We start from the raw sequence: 18,205 nt of genomic DNA, 5'->3' as shown, positions 1-18,205 counted from the left end.
ACATTGGTATAGAGTGATCTTTTATTGTCGTCGGATACATCAACCTGTCATCACGACCCTGGCAGAACCATGCAGCGTCAGCCCAGGCACTTGCCTGGCCCGGCAGGCGGTCCGCAGGCGGTCTATAGTCAGCGAATCGGCACAGAGACCAGAACATGACCGACCACCCGATCAATCGCCGCCGTTTCAAGCGCATCGCCTTCGATGCCGTCACCACCCTCGGCCAGGGGGCCACGATCTGGTCGGCACCACTGGTGGACCTTTCACTCAAGGGTTTGCTGGTCCGCCGACCGGGCAACTGGCATGACGGCACACGCGGTGTCTTCTTAGTCGACATTCGCCTGGCGGAACACGCCCATGTCGAAATGGATGCCGAGCTGGTCCATGAGGATCATGGCCAGTTGGGTTTCAAATGGCTGCATATCGACCTGGAATCGATCCAACACCTGCGCCGCCTGATCCAGTTGAACCTGGGGGACGAAGCGCAGATGGAGCGGGAGCTGGACGCCCTGTTCGACGATTGAGCGACTCGACGGCACCAGCCAAAGCCCTCCATTGCATTATTCGAACAATGCATCCAACGCCTGTTCCAGGCGCGTGACGGCAATGACTTTCAGCCCCGGCGGCGCCTCTTTCGGCGCATTGCCCTGGGGCACGATAGCGCGCTTGAAACCGTGCTTGGCCGCTTCCTTGAGCCGCTCCTGGCCACTGGGCACCGGACGCACCTCGCCGGACAGGCCGACCTCGCCGAACACCAGCAAATCATGGGGCAGCGGTCGATTGCGCAAGCTGGACATCACCGCCGCCATCAGCGCCAGGTCGGAGGCGGTCTCCAATACTTTCACGCCACCGACGACGTTGAGAAATACATCCTGGTCATGGGTAGGAATACCACCATGGCGGTGCAGCACCGCCAACAGCATCGCCAGGCGATTCTGGTCCAGCCCGAGGGTCACTCGCCGAGGGTTGGCCATATGGCTGTCGTCGACCAGGGCCTGGACTTCCACCAACATTGGCCGGGTACCTTCCCAGGTGGCCATGACCACACTGCCAGGCACTTCCTCCTGGGCTCGGGTGAGAAAAATCGCCGACGGATTGGAGACCTCCTTCAGTCCCCGGTCGGTCATGCCGAATACTCCCAACTCGTTCACTGCGCCGAAACGATTTTTTACCGCCCGCAGCAGACGCAGGCGACCGTCGGACTCACCTTCGAAGTACAGCACGGTATCGACCATATGTTCGAGTACGCGCGGCCCCGCCAGGGCGCCCTCCTTGGTCACGTGCCCGACCAGGAAGATCGCCGTGCCGCTCTGCTTGGCGTAACGCACCAGCAAGGCCGCACTTTCGCGCACCTGGGACACTCCGCCCGGTGCCGATTGCAGTTGCTCGGTGAAAATCGTCTGGATCGAGTCGATCACCATGACTTTAGGTTTTTCCACCCGAGCGGTAGCGATGATGGTTTCGATACAGGTTTCGGTCATCACCCGTAGTTGATCCTGGGGCAGCCCCAAGCGACGCGCGCGCATCGCCACCTGTTGCTGCGACTCTTCGCCGGTGACGTACAGCGCCGGCATGCGCGTAGCGAGGTTGCACAGGGTCTGCAAGAGGATGGTCGACTTGCCGATGCCGGGATCGCCACCGATCAACACCACTGAGCCCTCCACCAGGCCGCCGCCGAGCACGCGATCCAGTTCACCGGAGGCGGTGGAGAAACGTGGCATCTCCTCGACGCTGACCTGCGCCAACGTCTTGATCTGCGCCTGCTGCCCGGCCCAACCGGTGCGGCCGCTGGGCGCCGCCGCGCCACCGCTTTCCACCAGGGTTTCGCTCAGGGTATTCCAGGCACCACATTCGCCGCACTGGCCCGCCCACTTGGGAAAGGTCGCGCCGCACTCGGTACAGCCGTACATGCGCTTGGCCTTGGCCATCTCAACCCCCATGGAAAAACCGCGATGATAGCTCAGCCAGGAACGATTGGTTATATGACTGTCATCACGGCCTTGCACGTCAAGGATGGATGGCACTTTGCAAACTTATCGCCGCACAGTGGGTCGATTAAGGCGGGCGCGGGCAACCTGAGTATCGAGCAAGATACTCGCGGCTGAATTACACTGCGCCCACTCAACTCATCTGTAACAAGGAGTAACCAATGGGCGTGTTAAGTGAGTTCAAGGCCTTTGCAGTCAAAGGCAATGTGGTAGACATGGCCGTCGGCATCATCATCGGTGCGGCCTTCGGCAAGATCGTGTCGTCGTTTGTCGGCGACGTGGTAATGCCGCCGATCGGCTTACTCATTGGTGGAGTGGACTTCAGTGCCCTGGCGATCACCTTGAAGGCCGCTGACGGTAACGTGCCTGCGGTAGTCCTGGCCTATGGCAAGTTTATCCAGACCTGCATCGACTTCATCATCGTGGCGCTGGCCATCTTCATGGGCGTCAAGGCGATCAATCGCCTGAAACGCGAGGAAGCCGTGGCCCCGAGCCTTCCACCGGTACCGACTGAGGAGCAAAAGTTGCTGGAAGAGATCCGCGATCTGCTCAAGGCCCAAAACAACAGGCCTTGAATCACAGCTTGTAACTAAACGGCGCCCGCGAGGCGTCGTTTTTCTACCAGTAGTTTTCAACCGCAACCTGGCCAGGACGACGACTCAGGCTCAATTGCATACCTCGCTGCTTCAGCACTTGGCGAACATCGTCGATCATCTGCGGGTTGCCGCAGATCATCACCCGCGAGTGTTCGGCGTCCAGGGCCACCCTGGCCGCGCGCTCCAGTTCACCGTTGTCGATCAATTGGGGAATCCGTCCTGGCAATACCCCGGACACCTCCTCGCGGGTGACGCAAGGGATAAAGCGCAGCTTGTGAGTGTGCTCGGCCAGGTAGTCACGCTCGCCCAGACCGGCGATTAGTTCCCGATACGCCAGTTCGCGTTCATGGCGAACACTGTAGACCAACAGGATCCGCTCGAATCGCTCCCAAACCTCGAAGTCCTGTAGGATCGAAAGAAACGGCGCCACGCCGGTACCCGTGGCCAGCAGCCAAAGATCACGCCCGTCGACGAATCGATCAAGGGTCAGATAACCCACGGCCTGGCGCTCGATCAGCACTGAATCGCCCACTTGCAGGCGACTCAACTCACTGGTGAACTCACCGCCCGGCACGACGATGGAAAAAAACTCGAGAAACTCGTCATGGGGCGAGGACACCATCGAGTACGCCCGCCACACCACGCTGCCATCTGCCTTGGTCACACCTAGCCGAGCAAATTGTCCGGCACGAAAACGAAACCCGACATCCCGCGTGGTACGCAGGGTAAACAAGCTGGAGGTCAGTGGGCGGACATCAAGCAGGGTCTGTCGGGTAAATTTTTCTGCGCTTGCGGTCATGGTGCGCTCCATCGAAAATGGAGTCCAGTGTCTCGCAAAGCCGACCCGAGAAACACCGATGTTTTGTAGTGGTATAAGTTTTACCTTAAAACATGTACAACCCTACAAACAAAGTACAGCGCCCTGAAAAAACAAAAACTTATAAACATAAAACTTAAATTCACACTTTTTCACAAAACAAATTACACCGTTTAAAATACAAAATATATCAAAATGACATCTATCGTTTAACTCACCAAACGACACCTGACGCGATAACACCCTACCTTTAAAGACAATAAAAATATCATTAGCATATAAAAAATTCACACCGAAACCAGGAATTTTCCTACACTAGTTCTGGCACCTTCGGTTCAAGAGAACCGCATCAAGCGTCAGGGAAGGGAACCTCAATGGAGAACTGGCAGGATACTCAACTGCACCAGCTCATGAGTGAAAAAGAAGAACAGGCAGTCTTCAATGCAGTTTTCAATCTGGCAGGGCAAATACACTTTAGCTACGTATCATTCAGGGTCAGCACCTTATTAGGAGGCGTCCAACCGAATAGCTCATCTTTCAACAACTATCCAGCTGAATGGAATTCGTGTTATCAGCGCAGCAACTACATCGCGATTGATCCACTGATAGCTCACTGTCACAGCTCAGTGTTTCCCATACTCTGGGTGCCGGAAACCTTCAGAAATGCACCGGCATTCTGGCGCGACATGCAGGCTCATGGTCTCAACCATGGGTGGTCGCAGTCGGTACACGATGTTCGCGGCATCGTCAGCATCTTGAGCCTGGCCAGGACCTACGAGCCCATCACGTCCAGAGAGTTTTACTCGAAGACGGGTCATATCCTGTGGCTATGCAATTGGTTGCATTCGTACATGGCGGAAAAGCTGATCAGCTCTTGTCAGCCGCAAAGCTACCATCCGCTTTCACCTCGGGAAACCGAGATCCTGAAGTGGACCGCGGAAGGCAAGACCGCTGCCGAGATCGCCAATATCCTCAACCTGACGGCACGCACCGTAGGCTTTCACATGAGCACGATCATGAGAAAACTGGGGGTGAGCAATAAGGCATCGGCGGTATTACGCGCAGCCAAGTCGGGACTGCTGTACTGATTGACACGATCTCTCATCCGGCAGAAGGACCTGCCATTAACGCCCACACGGGCAATATCCTCCAAACCCACGTAAAATTGCTCGCTGGCGATATCACCGCCAGCCATGCTTACCCCAAGCGCCCGTTCAACACAGCCGCAAACTGCCCTCCAGAGCCTGTACTTCATGCCCCTGCTAGAAAGCCCGTTCGCCCAGCTCGATCTGATCCGCCAACCCGAACAGCAGAACGAACCGCTGCAAGCGTTCGACGCCGCCGATCAATACCTGCTCGATCATCTGGCCGGGCAAGCTGTCCCGCGCGATGCCCGAGTGCTGGTGCTCAATGACAGTTTCGGTGCGCTGGCCGCCAGCCTGGAGGGCCATGTTCAACTCACCAGCAGCGGCGATTCGTTCCTGGCGGCGCTAGGCCTGGAAAAAAACCTGGTGCGCAATGGCAAGGCCTTCGATGCCGTTCGCTATGTGCCGGCCAGCGGGAACCTGGCTGGCCCGTTCGACCGGGTGCTGATCCGGGTGCCCAAGACCCTGGCCTTACTGGAAGAACAACTGATTCGCCTGCAAGGCCAACTGGCGCCGGGCGCGCAGGTCGTGGCCGGGGCCATGGTCAAGCATTTGCCCAGGGCCGCAGGGGACCTGCTGGAGCGTTATATCGGCCCGGTACAAGCCTCATTGGCACTGAAGAAAGCGCGGTTGCTGATCGCGACCCCCGAAGCCAAGGCCACGTTCGCCTCACCCTACCCGACGCGCTACACCCTCGAACAACCCGCGGTTGAGCTGCTCAACCATGCCAACGTTTTCTGCCGCGAAGGACTGGATATCGGCACCCGCGCCTTCCTTCCCCATTTGCCCGCCAACCTGGGCAATGCCCGGGTCGCCGATCTTGGCTGTGGCAACGGTGTGCTGGCCATCGCCAGCGCACTGCAGAACCCGCAAGCCCACTACACCCTGGTGGACGAGTCATTCATGGCCGTGCAGTCGGCGCGGGAAAACTGGCAGGCGATACTCGGTGAACGGGACGTGACTCTCCGCGCCGATGACGGTCTGGCCGGTCAGGCTGCGCAGTCACTGGATGTGGTGCTGTGCAACCCACCCTTCCACCAGCAGCAAGTCGTCGGCGACTTCCTCGCCTGGCGGATGTTCCGCCAAGCCCGTGAAGCGCTGGTGGTCGGTGGCGCACTGTATATCGTCGGCAATCGCCACCTGGGCTATCACAGCAAGCTGGTCCGCCTGTTCCGGGGCGTCGAGCAAGTGGCTGCGACGCCCAAATTCGTCATCCTCAAGGCCCGCAAGTAAGGGCGCTGAGCTATCGGCTTAGTGGGTCGTCAGCCCCGCCGCGTTCATGAACAGACGCATCAGGCTGGCGACCACGAACAACGCCAGCACACTGCCGGTCCAGATCATCGCCAGCCAGCCCAGGCGCTGCCAGAGCGGCTTCTTCTCGGCCTGTTGGATGTCGTGCAACGAATGTTTACCTGTCATATCGGGCGCCCTCGGCCTCAGAAAAACGGCGCCCCGAAGGACGCCATCGCCACTAGTGATAACCGTCCTCGTGGGTCACTTTGCCGCGGAACACGTAGTAGCTCCAGAAGGTGTAGCCCAGGATGAACGGGATGATGAACAGCGTTCCCACCAGCATGAAGCCTTGGCTTTGTGGCGGTGCGGCGGCATCCCAGATCGAGATCGACGGCGGCACGATATTCGGCCACAGGCTGATACCGAGGCCGCTGTAGCCGAGGAAAATCAACACCAGAGTCAGCAGGAACGGAGTGTAATGGGCATTGCGCGCCACCGCGCGAATCAGGCCATACAAGGTGACAAGCACCAGGATCGGCACCGGCAGAAACCAGAACAGGTTCGGCAGCGTGAACCAGCGCGCCGCGATCTCGGCATGGGCCAATGGCGTCCAGATACTGACGATACCGATCACCGCCAGCAAAACGAACGCCAACGGCCGTGCCAGATCATGCATCTGCTCCTGCAACTTACCTTCGGTCTTCATGATCAGCCAGGTACAGCCGAGCAAGGCATAGGCCACCACCAGCGCCACGCCGCAGAACAGGGTAAACGGCGTCAGCCAGTCCAGTGAACCGCCGGCGAACTGCCGGTCGACCACCGTAATCCCGTCGATAAAAGCCCCCAGGGCCACGCCCTGGAAGAAGGTTGCCGCCAGTGAACCGCCAATGAAGGCCTTGTCCCAAATGTGCCGCTTGTCGTCCTTGGCCTTGAAACGGAACTCGAAGGCCACGCCGCGAAAGATCAGCCCAATCAGCATGAATATCAGCGGCAGGTACAACGCCGATAGCACCACCGAATACGCCAGCGGGAAGGCGCCGAACAGCGCCGCGCCACCGAGTACCAGCCAGGTCTCGTTACCGTCCCAGACCGGTGCCACGGTGTTCATCATCACGTCACGGTCGCGATCGCCCTTGATAAAGGGAAAGAGAATGCCAATCCCCAGATCGAAGCCATCCATGACCACATACATCATGATGCCGAAGATGATGATCACGGCCCAGATCAGCGCAAGATCAATACCCATGATTCAGTTCCCCTTGTTCAGGTGGTCGCCATGATCGTTTTCACTGCCTTCATCGGCAGCAGAAAGCGGACGGGCCGGTGTGCGTCGCTGGCCGGGACCGCCGTGGCTCGGCTCGGCGCCTTCGTTGATCTTCGGCCCCTTACGGACCAGGCGCATCATGTAACCCAGACCCACGCCGAACAGTGAGAAATACACCACGACAAACAAGGCGAGTGTGATACTCATCTGCACAAAGCTATGCCCGGAGGAAGCATCCGCCGTGCGCATCAGGCCGTAGACCACCCAGGGTTGGCGGCCGATTTCCGTGGTGAACCAGCCCGCCAGGATCGCGATCAGACCCGAGGGGCCCATCCACATAGCCAGGTGCAGGAAGAGGCGGTTTTCGTAAAGGCGGTCACGCTTGCGCAACCACAAGCTCCATAGACCGGTGAAGATCATCAGGAAACCGAGGCCGACCATGATCCGGAACGACCAGAACACAATGGTCGAGTTCGGCCGGTCTTCTGGCGGGAACTCCTTAAGTGCCGGCACCTGTTTGTCCAGCGAATGGGTCAGAATCAGGCTGCCCAGATAGGGAATCTCCACGGCGAAGCGGGTTTTCTCAGCCTGCATGTCCGGCCAGCCGAAGAGAATCAACGGGGTCGGTTGGTTGCCGACATTCTCCCAGTGACCTTCGATGGCGGCAATTTTTGCCGGCTGGTGCTTGAGGGTATTAAGGCCATGGAAGTCGCCGATCACCGCCTGGATCGGCGCCACGATCAGCGCCATCCACATGGCCATCGACAGCATGGTGCGAATTGCCGGGTTGTCCCGGCCACGCAGCAGGTGCCAGGCCGCCGAGGAGCCGACGAAGAACGCTGTCGCGACAAACGCGGCCGTGGCCATATGCATCAGGCGGTAAGGGAAGGATGGGTTGAACACCACCGCCAGCCAATCCACCGGAATCACTCGACCATCGATGATTTCATAACCTTGGGGCGTCTGCATCCAACTGTTGGACGACAGGATCCAGAAGGTCGAGATCAGGGTGCCGATCGCCACCATCACGGTGGAGAAGAAGTGCAGGCCGCGGCCAACCTTGTTCCAGCCAAACAGCATGACGCCGAGGAAGCCGGCTTCGAGGAAGAACGCCGTCAGCACCTCATAAGTCAGCAAGGGTCCGGTGACTGCACCGGCGAAGTCGGAGAAGCGACTCCAGTTGGTCCCAAACTGGTAGGCCATGACCAAGCCGGAAACCACTCCCATGCCGAAGTTGACGGCAAAGATCTTCGACCAAAAATGATACAGATCGCGGTACGTATCGTTACGCGCCTTCAGCCACAGCCCTTCGAGCACCGCCAGGTAGCTCGCCAGGCCAATGGTGATGGCCGGGAACAGGATATGGAATGAAATGGTGAACGCGAACTGGATTCGGGCGAGATCAAGCGCCTCCAAACCGAACATAAGTCTTCCTCTCTCAGGTGATACTGGCTGCCGACCTGGAGGCCTGCATCCACTGCCCCCACGGATATGGAGTGTGGCGAATTGGAATTCGTTCTTTTAAACCATCGCGACGCAGGGAGTCGGATCAAGATCAGTGCCGTAAAGGGAATTGACTGAGATCAATCAACGTCGAAAGAGTAGTCTCATTCCGACGACCGGGTTATGTGGTCTTTTGCCGCGTGACAGGTTGCCTCAGGTGCAGCGTCATGCGATCCGCAAAAAACAATAGGCGGAGAAAAACACCGGTCGCTCAGCAACTTTTTGTTACATGGGAATGATAATCTGCCTTACCCCTACCCAGGTGAGTCACCCCAATGCCCACCGAGACACCGTTGCTGCTGCGCCATCACCGCCCTTTCCTCGCTTTCTGGCTGGCTCGGATCTTTACCGCCAGCGGCTTTCAGATGCTTACCGTAGCCATTGGTTGGAATCTCTATCAATTGACCGGCAACGTACTCGACCTGGGGTTGGTCGGGTTGGTGGAGTTCGCCCCACGGGTGCTGTTCATGTTGCATACCGGCCATGTCGCGGATCGTTATGACCGGCGCAAGGTCGCGGCGCTGTGCCAGACCTTGCAGGCCTTGATCGCCCTGAGCCTGGCAATCGGCAGCGCGACGAACCACGTGACCCGGGAAATGATCTTTATCCTGGCCTTTCTGCTCGGGGCCGCGCGCTCCTTTGAGATGCCCACCACCCAGGCACTGCTGCCGTCCATTGTGCCGGCGGCGCTGTTCCCCCGCGCAGTGGCGGCCGCACAGTCGGCACAGCAACTGGCGACCATTGTCGCGCCGGCCATCGGTGGCCTGCTGTATGCCTTTGGCAGTGTCTGGGTCTACGGCCCGACCGTCGCCTTGTACGCCATTGCCTGCCTGCTGATGCTCAACCTGCCGACACGCCAGACACCGCTGAACAAGACCAAGGCCACCCGGGACTCCCTGTTGGCGGGGATTCGCTTCATTCGCAGCCGCCCGGACATTCTCGGGGCCATTTCCCTGGACTTGTTCGCGGTGCTGCTGGGCGGTGCGACGGCACTGTTGCCCGTGTTCGCCAAAGACATCCTGTTGACCGGCGCCTGGGGCCTGGGCCTACTACGTTCGGCACCGGCAGTCGGGGCGTTGCTGATGTCGCTGTGGCTGGCGCGGTTCCCCGTGGAGCGCAAGGTCGGGCGCATCATGTTCACCGCCGTCGGGGTATTCGGCGTCGCCACCATCGCCTTCGGCCTATCGACCTCATTCTGGTTTTCCCTGGCGGTGCTGATGGTGCTGGGCGCGGCGGACATGATCAGCATGGTGATCCGAGCCTCCTTCGTGCAACTGGAAACCCCGGATGAAATGCGCGGCCGGGTCAGCGCGGTGAACGGCCTGTTCATCGGCGCATCCAACCAACTGGGCGAGTTCGAGTCCGGGCTGACCGCCCATTGGTTCGGTACCGTGCCGGCGGTGGTTCTCGGCGGGGTCGGTACCCTGGTGATTACCGGGACTTGGATGAAGCTGTTCCCGACCCTGGCCAACCGCGACCGCATGCACGTCCAAAAGTATGAAACCGCGCCCGTCGCTAGTTGATCTCGATGGTCGCCGTCATCGTCCGCACCGGCATCGTCAGCGACCGGTCACTGAAGCTGAAGGTACCCTGCTGCTGGTCCTGCAGGTCGTAGATATAGCTGTATCCGACCACCGCCCCGCCGTTGCAGGGCGCGAACGGTTTGTTGAACTTACACAAGGCATTGCGTTGGCTGTAATTGAGCGGGGCACCGTTGAACGTCGCTCCCGCCGCACGCCCATAGCCTAGCTCGACCACCGTGACGGTGATATTCGGCCCGCGATGAGCAATTTGCGTGCGTCTGCGGCCGTCGGAAACATCCTCGACCGCCGCCGAAGACGCCACCGTATAGATGGCGACCCCTTTTAATGGCGCCGCCGGTGCCGCATAGGCCGGGATGCCGACCGACAGCAGCAGTACACCGGTACACCGAGCTAGGCGATTAATCCGTTGTTTCATGATTGGCTTCATAAAGCGCCCTCGTCTGTCGACGAGTATGCCTCAGGCACGGCGTTGGCAGTAGCTCATGCAGGGTGCTGACGCAATAGCATCATCACTCCGTCCCATTCCTGCCGCCGACTGGTATGATGCGCGGTTTTTCCCACAGGCGAATTTCACCAGGCCACCAGAGTCTGTGCTTTGCTGTTGGGACCCATTCATTCGAGGCGTCGAAGGCGCCATTGGGGAGCAGAGATGCTGGAAAGGCTGTTTCAACTCAAGGCACACAATACCAACGTGCGCACCGAGATTCTCGCGGGCGTCACGACCTTCCTAGCCATGGCCTACATTCTGTTCGTCAATCCGAGCATTCTCGGCGAAACCGGCATGGACAAGGGCCCGGTCTTCGTTGCCACTTGCCTGGCAGCCGCCATCGGCTCGGCGGTGATGGGCCTGATCGCCAACTACCCGATCGCTCTCGCACCGGGTATGGGCCTCAATGCCTTCTTCACCTACACCGTGGTTCTGCACATGGGGCATACCTGGCAAGTGGCGCTGGGGGCCGTATTCATTTCGGCGGTCTGCTTCTTTCTCCTGTCGATTTTCCGTATCCGCGAATGGATCATCAACAGCATCCCGCTGCCGCTGCGCTCGGCAATTGCCGCCGGTATCGGTCTGTTCCTGGCGCTGATCGCCCTGCACAACGCCGGTATCGTGATCGGTAACCCGGCGACCATGGTCGGTCTCGGCGACCTCAAACAACCGGCACCGATCCTCGCCACCTTGGGCTTTGCCGCCATCGTCGCCCTGGAGGCCCTGAAAGTCCGTGGCGCGGTACTGATCGGCATCCTGGGAGTAACCATCGTCTCGATCCTGATGGGTTTCAGTCCGTTCGGTGGCATCATCTCGGCCCCGCCGTCGCTGGCACCGACCTTCCTCCAACTGGACATCAAGGGTGCCCTGGATATCGGCCTGGTCAGCGTGATCTTCGCCTTCCTGTTCGTCGATCTGTTCGACAACTCAGGCACCTTGATCGGCGTCGCCAAGCGCGCCGGATTGATGGGCAAGGACGGGCACATGCCGAAAATGGGGCGTGCGCTGATCGCCGACAGCACCGCCGCCATGGCCGGTTCGCTGCTAGGTACCTCGACCACCACCAGCTACATCGAATCGGCAGCGGGCGTCAGTGCCGGCGGCCGCACCGGCCTGACCGCCATCGTGGTCGCCGTACTGTTTCTCCTGGCGTTATTCTTCGCGCCACTGGCCGGCAGTGTCCCGGCCTTCGCCACCGCGCCGGCGCTGCTGTTCGTGGCCGTGCTGATGGCTTCGGGCCTGGCCGAAATCAACTGGGATGACGTGACTGAGGCGGCTCCGGTGGTCATCACCGCCCTGGCCATGCCGTTCACCTACTCCATCGCCAACGGCATCGCTTTCGGCTTCATTGCCTGGACCGCGATCAAGCTGCTGTCTGGCCGCGCACGCGAGCTGAACCCGGCGCTGGTGATTCTGTCGATTCTGTTTGTGATCAAGTTGGGTTGGTTCAACGCATGACTTTTGATTCCTCGACCTACGCCGCTCAGCTCAACGACAAGGTGGCGCGCCTGCGCGACCTGCTGGCGCCGTTCGATGCCCCCGAGCCGCAAGTGTTCGACTCGCCGCGGCAGCACTTTCGCCTGCGGGCAGAATTCCGCCTGTGGCGCGAAGCGGGCGGGCGCCATTACGCCATGTTTTCCCAGGACGACAAGCGCACGCCGATCCTGATCGAAGACTTCCCCATCGCCAGCCCGCGCATCAATCAACTGATGCCCCAGCTCAAAGCCGCCTGGCAAGCCAGCGCCCCCCTGAGCCACAAGCTGTTCCAGGTGGAATTCCTGACCACCCTGGCAGGCGATGCGCTGATCACCTTGTGCTATCACCGCCCGCTGGACGAGCACTGGCAAACCGCCGCCGAGCAACTGGCCGCTGAGCTGGGCGTGAGCATCATCGGCCGTTCCAAAGGCAAGCGTGTGGTGATCGGCCGTGACTATGTGGTGGAAACGTTCGATGTTGCCGGTCGCACCTTCAGTTACCGGCAACCGGAAGGTGCCTTTACCCAGCCCAACGGCACGGTGAATCAGAAGATGCTCAACTGGGCCTATGAGGCGTTGGGCGAACGCTCCGACGATCTGCTGGAGCTGTATTGCGGCAACGGCAACTTTACCCTGCCGCTGGCGACCCGGGTGCGCAAGGTGCTGGCCACCGAGATCAGCAAGACCTCGGTCAATGCCGCTCTAAGCAACCTCGACGAAAACGCCGTGGACACCGTTACCCTGGTGCGCCTGTCCGCCGAGGAGCTGACCGAGGCATTGAATGAGGTCCGACCGTTTCGCCGCCTGCAGGGCATCGACCTGAAAAGCTACGCGTTCGCCAGTGTGTTCGTCGACCCACCGCGTGCGGGCATGGACCCGGACACCTGCGAGCTGACTCGGCGCTTCGACAACATCCTGTACATCTCCTGCAACCCCGAGACCCTGGCGGCGAATATCGCGCAACTGCACGATAGCCACCGCATCGAGCGCTGCGCGCTATTCGATCAATTCCCCTGGACCCATCATATGGAATCCGGCGTCTTGCTGACTCGTCGCTGACGCCCACACCGCTGGTGAGTTCGCATGGACGCGGACTTGCCGCCAAGGGGACCGCGCGGTGTACCAGCTATTGCGCGTCAGCCCTTCACAAACCCGAACAACTGCGCCGCTGTGTTGCACAGTAGATGCTGGCGCAACGGTGCGGCGCCAGCCAGACGGCGCAGACGCCCGAATTCGGAACCGAAATCCACTTGTTGTTCATGCTGGGTATGGGGCCAGTCACTGCCCCATAGCAAGCGATCCGGTCCCAATCCCTGCAACATCAACGACAAGGCCTTTTCGGCGAAATGCTGGTTTTCCATGGGCGTACCACCGAGCCGATAGATAGCCGAGACCTTGATCCACAGCTGCCCGCTTCCCCCCAGCTTCAGCAGACGGGCAAAGGCTGACTGTTCGACCCCGAGTCGCGAATCGGGACGACCGAAATGATCCACCACCACTCGACAACCCTGCTCTAGCAATGGCTGGAGCAACCCCGGCAGGTCCTCCAATTGACGATGCAGTTCGACATGCCAGTCCAAGCGGCGCAGGTGCTGGAAGAACACCTGCCACGATGCCTCGGCAAAGTCCGGCAGCGCTTGCCCCATCAGGTTCAGGCGCACCCCCACTACACCGAGCTCGGCCATCCGCGCCAGTTCCGCAAAGGCAATGTCGCGCTCGACCACCACCACACCGCGTAACCGCGCAGGCATCTGCTTCAACGCCGCCAACAGATAGCCATTGTCGGTGCCGAGAAAACTCGGTTGCACCAGCACGCCGTGACTCAGGCCGTTTTCCTGCAAGCGCGCCAAGTAATCGGCCAGGGGCGCATCATACTCCGGTGCATAACGACGCACGGTCGCCAGCCCCAGGCCACGCTCGAAAACATGCGCATGGGCGTCGATGCCGCTAATCGGTATTGAGCAAATCTCGGACATGGAACTCATCGATGGAAAGGTTGAACACAATCCCTATAGAAAGGGCCAATCGACGCTCGGTGGCTGGACGTTATTGCCGGCTATCGAGCGGCGACTTCTACAGCTTTTGTAGCGCTTTCAAGATAGCTGATGAGCATTGCCGCTCTTGGCGGATAACGCATCCGACGCAGCTCCCAGCAGGTTAATACCTTTGGTTTCCGGTAATGCCAACGCGGCCAGCACCGCGACACCATAGGCGACCCCGGCATCGATACCGATGGCCGAACCGAGGGACATCGATTCGCTCATATGCCCGACCATGAAGGGGAATACTGCCGACAGCACCCGACCGAAGTTGTAGCAGAAGCCCACGCCGGCACCGCGTACATCCGCCGGGTACAACTCATTGAAGAAGGAACCGAGGCTGGCCGGAATCCCGGCGGCGAAGAAACCCAAGGGGAAACCGAGGAACAACATCTGCGTATTGCTCAGCGGCAGGAACAGATAGCACTGCACCGTGATCACGCAACAGAAGGCAAAGAGAATGATGTTCTTGCGCCGACCGATACGATCCAGCAGCAGGCCGCTGACGACGCAGCCGAACCAGAACGCGACGATAATCACCGCCAGGTAGCCGCCGGAGCTGAGTACCGAGAGATGGCGTTCGGTCTTAAGGAAGGTCGGCAACCAGGTCATCACCGCGTGATAACCGCCGTGAGCCCCCAGGCCGAGAATACCGCCCAACAGCGTGACCCGCAACAACTCGGGACGAAAGATCCCCGCCATCGAAGCCAGCAGGCCGCGCCCTTCGGCTTTGGCTTGGCGTTGCGTGCTGTCAGGCTCGACCACACTGCGTCGCACATAAACCACCAGCAGCGCCGGCAACAGGCCCACCACGAACATCACGCGCCAGGCCATGACCTCGGGTACGAAGGTGTAGATCAGGGTAAAGGCGCCGACCGCCACGCCCCAACCGATCGCCCAGGCACTCTGGACCGCGCCCATGACCTTGCCTCGATAGCGAGCCTGGATGGTCTCCGCCATCAGCACCGCGCCCGCCGCCCACTCGCCGCCGATGCCGACGCCCTGTAGCGCCTTGACCACCAGCAACTGGTTGAAATCGGTGACAAAGGCCGAAAGGAAGGTGAACAGCGAGAACCAGAGGATCATCCATTGCAGGGTGCGCACCCGCCCGTAGCGATCGGACAGCGTGCCGCCGAGCCAGCCGCCGATGGCCGAGGTGATCAGGGTTACGCCGCTAACCAACCCGGCATCGCCCTTGCTCAGGGCGAAGGCGGCGATCAGCGCCGGAATAGCCAGGCCGAACATTTGTACTTCCAGGGCATCCAGGGACCAACCGCCAAAGCACGCCCAGAATGTCTTGCGCTCCCGTGAAGTGATGTCGCGATACCAACTGAACATGATTTTTTATCCTTTATAAGTGAACACGGAGCCGGTCTGGTGGCCTGTGTGATTAGTTCGTTAGCTAAAGTTCGGATGCCGTACCTTCATGACCCAGGCGCTGTGACGAGTCATAGCCGGCTATGGCGAGGAACAGCAATGCGGGTCAGGGGCTTATGACGCCGAAACTGACTCACAGCACTCGCCACACAGGCCACCAGGGTCAGCGGATTTCAACGCTGTAGCGGAAGTGGCTGGCATGGCCACGCGAACGCCACCACTCCAACGGTCGGCCAGCGTAGTCGCGAGCCAGTCGTTCGATCACTACCACCGGGCTGCCAGGCTCGATCTGCAGCAGTCGCGCCGGCACCTCGCCCACGGATTCGGCGGTGAGGGTTTCTTCGGCACAGGCAACGACCTGGCCGCACAACTCTTCGTAGATCGGATAAAGCAGCGGCCCCTGGCGGTCCAAATCGACGCTCAACAAGGCTTGGAACGGTGTCTTCGGCAGCCAGATTTCCTCGGCCAACACCGGCATGCCTTCCAGCAACCGCAGCCGGACCAGGCGAATCACCTCGGCCTCGGGCGCCAGCCCCAGTGCCTGGCTGACAGCGGAGGGCGCGGCCAGGGAATCGATGGTGAGAATCCGGCTTTGCGGCACTTGCCGTTCACCGACCAGGCTCTTGAAGCGAAAAAAGCGGAACAGCGAAGACTGGAACTGCGGACGACGGATAAAAGTGCCCCGGCCCTGCTGACGGTCAAGGATGCGCTCCTCCACCAACTTGTCGATGGCCTTGCGCACGGTGCCGATGGACAACTGGTATTCGCCGGCCAGCACCGCTTCGGTGGGAATCGCTTCGCCTGGGCGCCAGCGGTTGTTGGCAATTTGCCGAGCCAGCTCGTCGCGCAGGCGTTGATAGAGCGGAAGACGTTCGTCGCTGGAAAGTGTGCTCATTTTTATAGTTATCCAGTCATCTATATGAATTCACACTCAGTATTCTCCTTGTATGAAAAAGCGTCAAGTACACAAAGATAAAAGGCGTCACCGCCCCTGATCGTTCTTCATGGAGCCTGGAAGCGATCCAGGAGCCAACAGACCGAGTGGGATTCGGCGCTTTGCAATGGAGCTACCTCAAACCACCGAGCTATCGGAAATATTCTGCTGCCATACACCGTCCGATAGAGATAACCCAGGGCACTATGGCGGTACTCCTCGCGATAAAGGCGTTCGAGCTGTGCAGTCGCGTGGCACCTGATGTGCAACGTCAAACTTTATAAGGCGCATAATTTTGAGCCTTATCCTATATAAAGCTCTTGATATTGAGCTTTATAATAAAATATCTATCACATAAGGCGTGTTACAGTGAACCTTATCAACTATAAGGCTTATTCTGGTAAGTGTTATGAAGGATTTTTTTCCAGTTGGCTGTAGCGATACCCTCAGTAAAATCGGGCTTCTGGTAAAAGCCAGGCGCCTGGATCTCGGTCTGCGCCAGTCAGACTTCAAATCCAGCCTGGGGATTTCCGAGCATACGTTGCGCAAGATCGAGAATGGCTCGGAGCAGGTAGACCTCAGGTCCTTTATGCTGGTGCTCTGGCGCCTGGGCATCAACGAAAGGATTTTCGATTCACTGGAAGGTATTGAAAACACCTCGCAAATCACCAGGTACACCACTGACCAGGACAGCCATACAAGCCTGTCCTCCAAACGTGTTCGCCTGTCCAAACCCAAGACGGAAGATTTCTGATGTCCCGTGCCTATCTCTACATGGAGCACCCGCAGACAGGCGCAGTCATCACCCTCGGTCGACTGCCTCTCCAGGGCAAGGTCGGCGAGTTCCTGTATGCCCCCGACTACGTGGCCAGCAAGGGCTGGGTCCCGACCCCATCAACTATCCGCTGCGTGTTGAAGCCTATACCGGCATCGCCAAGAATCGCGGTATTCCGGGCTTCATCAACGATGCCATGCCGGACGGCTGGGGGGAACGCCTGCTTCACCGCGTCCACGGCCAGGGACTAACCACCCTCGATTTCCTGCTCAAATCACCGAACAACGACCGCATTGGCAACCTGATGGTGGGACGATCCGCCTCCCCCGCTCCAGGTCTGGGCTCCGAGCCTGTACCTACATTAAGAGGCCTGGCGAAATTCGTCGAGGCCTGCGAAGCGGTCTACGACAGCCAACTGGATCAGGAGTCGGTCTCGATATTGAACCTGCGCCAGCAGCGCTCGTCACTGGGCGGCGCTCGCCCGAAGCGCACCTTGCAGGATCACGGCATGTTGATCCTGGCCAAACCTCGCGACCGCTTTGACCAGTACGACCTACCCGCTGTCGAGTATGCGTGCATGACCTTTGCCGCCTCCAAGGGCCTGAAGGTCGCCCGGACTGCCCTGCACGCGCAAACCCCGTCCACACTATTGGTGGAACGGTTTGATCGGACACCGCTGGCCGAAGGCGGCAGTCGCATCCCCATGCTCAGTGCGCTCACCTTGCTCGACGCCGAATGGATGACCCGGCATGACTGGCGTTACGCGGGTGTGGCCGACGAGATGCGCCGTCGCGGTGTTCCCCACCAGGGTATGCGTCCGGCCAAGTCATCTACCCAACCCCGCAACGCCAGGACATGGTGTGCACTTAAATTAAGTGGACGCCAGTTCTAGCCTTTTAAGCGGGTATGTCATGCGTAAGGGGCGCCGTTCCTATTCCAAATCCTTCAAGGCCCAGGTCATTCAAGAGTGTGTCCAGCCCGGCGCTTCGATTGCCAGCGTCGCCCTCAGCCATAGCCTCAACGCAAAC

General features: G+C 59.6%; 19 protein-coding genes. 10 read left to right on the top strand and 9 right to left on the bottom strand.

Annotation, left to right across the window (positions count from 1 at the left end; all coding sequences use genetic code 11):
• Window positions 1-155 precede the first annotated feature (155 nt).
• Complete coding sequence (locus AWM79_RS22485) at window positions 156-524, top strand: PilZ domain-containing protein (RefSeq protein WP_060783811.1); 369 nt, start codon at window positions 156-158, stop codon at window positions 522-524.
• 36 nt (window positions 525-560) lie between these two features.
• Here AWM79_RS22485 and radA read toward each other — a convergent pair whose 3' ends face one another.
• Entirely contained in the window at window positions 561-1,928 is a 1,368-nt protein-coding gene (gene radA, locus AWM79_RS22480) for a DNA repair protein RadA (protein ID WP_060783810.1), read from the bottom strand.
• Window positions 1,929-2,149: 221 nt separating this feature from the next.
• Here radA and mscL point away from each other — a divergent pair, with 221 nt between their 5' ends.
• Window positions 2,150-2,563 (top strand): large-conductance mechanosensitive channel protein MscL, encoded by a 414-nt coding sequence (gene mscL / locus AWM79_RS22475; RefSeq protein ID WP_017132801.1) that lies wholly within the window; start codon window positions 2,150-2,152, stop codon window positions 2,561-2,563.
• Between the two features lie 43 nt (window positions 2,564-2,606).
• On the opposite strand, the gene AWM79_RS22470 is transcribed toward mscL, so the two are convergent.
• On the bottom strand, window positions 2,607-3,383 hold the full coding sequence (locus AWM79_RS22470) for a ferredoxin--NADP reductase (protein ID WP_060783809.1): 777 nt from the start codon (window positions 3,381-3,383) through the stop codon (window positions 2,607-2,609).
• A gap of 392 nt (window positions 3,384-3,775) precedes the next feature.
• On the opposite strand from AWM79_RS22470, the gene AWM79_RS24655 reads away from it, so the two are divergent.
• Together AWM79_RS24655 and AWM79_RS22460 are read left to right on the top strand one after the other, a co-directional pair.
• On the top strand, window positions 3,776-4,489 hold the full coding sequence (locus AWM79_RS24655) for an autoinducer binding domain-containing protein (protein WP_017132799.1): 714 nt from the start codon (window positions 3,776-3,778) through the stop codon (window positions 4,487-4,489).
• A gap of 165 nt (window positions 4,490-4,654) precedes the next feature.
• Complete coding sequence (locus AWM79_RS22460) at window positions 4,655-5,779, top strand: methyltransferase (RefSeq protein ID WP_060783808.1); 1,125 nt, start codon at window positions 4,655-4,657, stop codon at window positions 5,777-5,779.
• Between the two features lie 18 nt (window positions 5,780-5,797).
• Here AWM79_RS22460 and AWM79_RS24650 read toward each other — a convergent pair whose 3' ends face one another.
• From AWM79_RS24650 to AWM79_RS22450, 3 genes are read right to left on the bottom strand one after another with little or no spacing between them, the layout of a single operon-like run.
• The gene (locus tag AWM79_RS24650; protein WP_017132797.1) at window positions 5,798-5,965 is read right to left on the bottom strand and encodes a DUF2474 domain-containing protein; all 168 of its coding nucleotides are present in this window, start codon (window positions 5,963-5,965) and stop codon (window positions 5,798-5,800) included.
• Between the two features lie 52 nt (window positions 5,966-6,017).
• Window positions 6,018-7,025 carry a cytochrome d ubiquinol oxidase subunit II gene (gene cydB / locus AWM79_RS22455; protein ID WP_017132796.1) on the bottom strand — a complete coding sequence of 336 codons (1,008 nt, stop codon included), beginning with the start codon at window positions 7,023-7,025 and terminating at the stop codon, window positions 6,018-6,020.
• 3 nt (window positions 7,026-7,028) lie between these two features.
• Window positions 7,029-8,468 carry a cytochrome ubiquinol oxidase subunit I gene (locus tag AWM79_RS22450; RefSeq protein WP_060783807.1) on the bottom strand — a complete coding sequence of 480 codons (1,440 nt, stop codon included), beginning with the start codon at window positions 8,466-8,468 and terminating at the stop codon, window positions 7,029-7,031.
• 353 nt (window positions 8,469-8,821) lie between these two features.
• Here AWM79_RS22450 and AWM79_RS22445 point away from each other — a divergent pair, with 353 nt between their 5' ends.
• A complete protein-coding gene (locus AWM79_RS22445) occupies window positions 8,822-10,069 on the top strand; it encodes an MFS transporter (protein WP_017132794.1) in 1,248 nt (415 codons plus the stop codon).
• On the opposite strand, the gene AWM79_RS22440 is transcribed toward AWM79_RS22445, so the two are convergent.
• Entirely contained in the window at window positions 10,062-10,505 is a 444-nt protein-coding gene (locus tag AWM79_RS22440; RefSeq protein ID WP_017132793.1) for a DUF4879 domain-containing protein, read from the bottom strand. The two genes, AWM79_RS22445 and AWM79_RS22440, sit on opposite strands and share 8 nt — an antisense overlap.
• A 234-nt stretch (window positions 10,506-10,739) precedes the next feature.
• On the opposite strand from AWM79_RS22440, the gene AWM79_RS22435 reads away from it, so the two are divergent.
• Together AWM79_RS22435 and trmA are read left to right on the top strand one after the other, a co-directional pair.
• Complete coding sequence (locus tag AWM79_RS22435; RefSeq protein WP_060783806.1) at window positions 10,740-12,035, top strand: NCS2 family permease; 1,296 nt, start codon at window positions 10,740-10,742, stop codon at window positions 12,033-12,035.
• Complete coding sequence (trmA, locus tag AWM79_RS22430; protein ID WP_017132791.1) at window positions 12,032-13,111, top strand: tRNA (uridine(54)-C5)-methyltransferase TrmA; 1,080 nt, start codon at window positions 12,032-12,034, stop codon at window positions 13,109-13,111. Before AWM79_RS22435 ends, trmA begins: the two co-directional genes overlap by 4 nt.
• Window positions 13,112-13,188: 77 nt before the next feature.
• Here trmA and AWM79_RS22425 read toward each other — a convergent pair whose 3' ends face one another.
• From AWM79_RS22425 to AWM79_RS22415, 3 genes are all read right to left on the bottom strand, one after another.
• On the bottom strand, window positions 13,189-14,028 hold the full coding sequence (locus tag AWM79_RS22425; protein ID WP_017132790.1) for an amidohydrolase family protein: 840 nt from the start codon (window positions 14,026-14,028) through the stop codon (window positions 13,189-13,191).
• Window positions 14,029-14,145: 117 nt separating this feature from the next.
• A complete protein-coding gene (locus AWM79_RS22420) occupies window positions 14,146-15,429 on the bottom strand; it encodes an MFS transporter (protein WP_017132789.1) in 1,284 nt (427 codons plus the stop codon).
• Between the two features lie 202 nt (window positions 15,430-15,631).
• Complete coding sequence (locus AWM79_RS22415) at window positions 15,632-16,363, bottom strand: GntR family transcriptional regulator (RefSeq protein WP_060783805.1); 732 nt, start codon at window positions 16,361-16,363, stop codon at window positions 15,632-15,634.
• A 448-nt stretch (window positions 16,364-16,811) separates the two neighbouring features.
• Between AWM79_RS22415 and AWM79_RS22410 the strand changes: the two genes are divergently transcribed.
• The 3 genes from AWM79_RS22410 to AWM79_RS25960 form a co-directional block, all read left to right on the top strand.
• Entirely contained in the window at window positions 16,812-17,156 is a 345-nt protein-coding gene (locus AWM79_RS22410; RefSeq protein WP_017132787.1) for a helix-turn-helix domain-containing protein, read from the top strand.
• Between the two features lie 217 nt (window positions 17,157-17,373).
• A complete protein-coding gene (locus tag AWM79_RS22405) occupies window positions 17,374-18,069 on the top strand; it encodes a HipA domain-containing protein (RefSeq protein WP_244159592.1) in 696 nt (231 codons plus the stop codon).
• A 19-nt stretch (window positions 18,070-18,088) separates the two neighbouring features.
• Window positions 18,089-18,205, top strand: a 117-nt coding sequence (locus AWM79_RS25960) for a transposase (protein ID WP_279615816.1), incomplete at its 3' end; no start/stop codon positions are given.

Origin of the sequence: Pseudomonas agarici (genome assembly GCF_001543125.1) — a bacterium.
Lineage (GTDB): Bacteria > Pseudomonadota > Gammaproteobacteria > Pseudomonadales > Pseudomonadaceae > Aquipseudomonas > Aquipseudomonas agarici.
Note: the sequence above shows the minus strand (reverse complement) of the source record. Positions and strands in the feature narration are given on the sequence as shown.

What these genes read in the sequence shown, in the direction of transcription:
- AWM79_RS22485 (WP_060783811.1), top strand. Translation starts at nt 156, where the DNA reads ATGACCGACCACCCGATCAATCGCCGCCGTTTCAAGCGCATCGCCTTC.
- radA (WP_060783810.1), bottom strand. Translation starts at nt 1,928, where the DNA reads ATGGCCAAGGCCAAGCGCATGTACGGCTGTACCGAGTGCGGCGCGACC.
- mscL (WP_017132801.1), top strand. Translation starts at nt 2,150, where the DNA reads ATGGGCGTGTTAAGTGAGTTCAAGGCCTTTGCAGTCAAAGGCAATGTG.
- AWM79_RS22470 (WP_060783809.1), bottom strand. Translation starts at nt 3,383, where the DNA reads ATGACCGCAAGCGCAGAAAAATTTACCCGACAGACCCTGCTTGATGTC.
- AWM79_RS24655 (WP_017132799.1), top strand. Translation starts at nt 3,776, where the DNA reads ATGGAGAACTGGCAGGATACTCAACTGCACCAGCTCATGAGTGAAAAA.
- AWM79_RS22460 (WP_060783808.1), top strand. Translation starts at nt 4,655, where the DNA reads ATGCCCCTGCTAGAAAGCCCGTTCGCCCAGCTCGATCTGATCCGCCAA.
- AWM79_RS24650 (WP_017132797.1), bottom strand. Translation starts at nt 5,965, where the DNA reads ATGACAGGTAAACATTCGTTGCACGACATCCAACAGGCCGAGAAGAAG.
- cydB (WP_017132796.1), bottom strand. Translation starts at nt 7,025, where the DNA reads ATGGGTATTGATCTTGCGCTGATCTGGGCCGTGATCATCATCTTCGGC.
- AWM79_RS22450 (WP_060783807.1), bottom strand. Translation starts at nt 8,468, where the DNA reads ATGTTCGGTTTGGAGGCGCTTGATCTCGCCCGAATCCAGTTCGCGTTC.
- AWM79_RS22445 (WP_017132794.1), top strand. Translation starts at nt 8,822, where the DNA reads ATGCCCACCGAGACACCGTTGCTGCTGCGCCATCACCGCCCTTTCCTC.
- AWM79_RS22440 (WP_017132793.1), bottom strand. Translation starts at nt 10,505, where the DNA reads ATGAAACAACGGATTAATCGCCTAGCTCGGTGTACCGGTGTACTGCTG.
- AWM79_RS22435 (WP_060783806.1), top strand. Translation starts at nt 10,740, where the DNA reads ATGCTGGAAAGGCTGTTTCAACTCAAGGCACACAATACCAACGTGCGC.
- trmA (WP_017132791.1), top strand. Translation starts at nt 12,032, where the DNA reads ATGACTTTTGATTCCTCGACCTACGCCGCTCAGCTCAACGACAAGGTG.
- AWM79_RS22425 (WP_017132790.1), bottom strand. Translation starts at nt 14,028, where the DNA reads ATGTCCGAGATTTGCTCAATACCGATTAGCGGCATCGACGCCCATGCG.
- AWM79_RS22420 (WP_017132789.1), bottom strand. Translation starts at nt 15,429, where the DNA reads ATGTTCAGTTGGTATCGCGACATCACTTCACGGGAGCGCAAGACATTC.
- AWM79_RS22415 (WP_060783805.1), bottom strand. Translation starts at nt 16,363, where the DNA reads ATGAGCACACTTTCCAGCGACGAACGTCTTCCGCTCTATCAACGCCTG.
- AWM79_RS22410 (WP_017132787.1), top strand. Translation starts at nt 16,812, where the DNA reads ATGAAGGATTTTTTTCCAGTTGGCTGTAGCGATACCCTCAGTAAAATC.
- AWM79_RS22405 (WP_244159592.1), top strand. Translation starts at nt 17,374, where the DNA reads ATGCCGGACGGCTGGGGGGAACGCCTGCTTCACCGCGTCCACGGCCAG.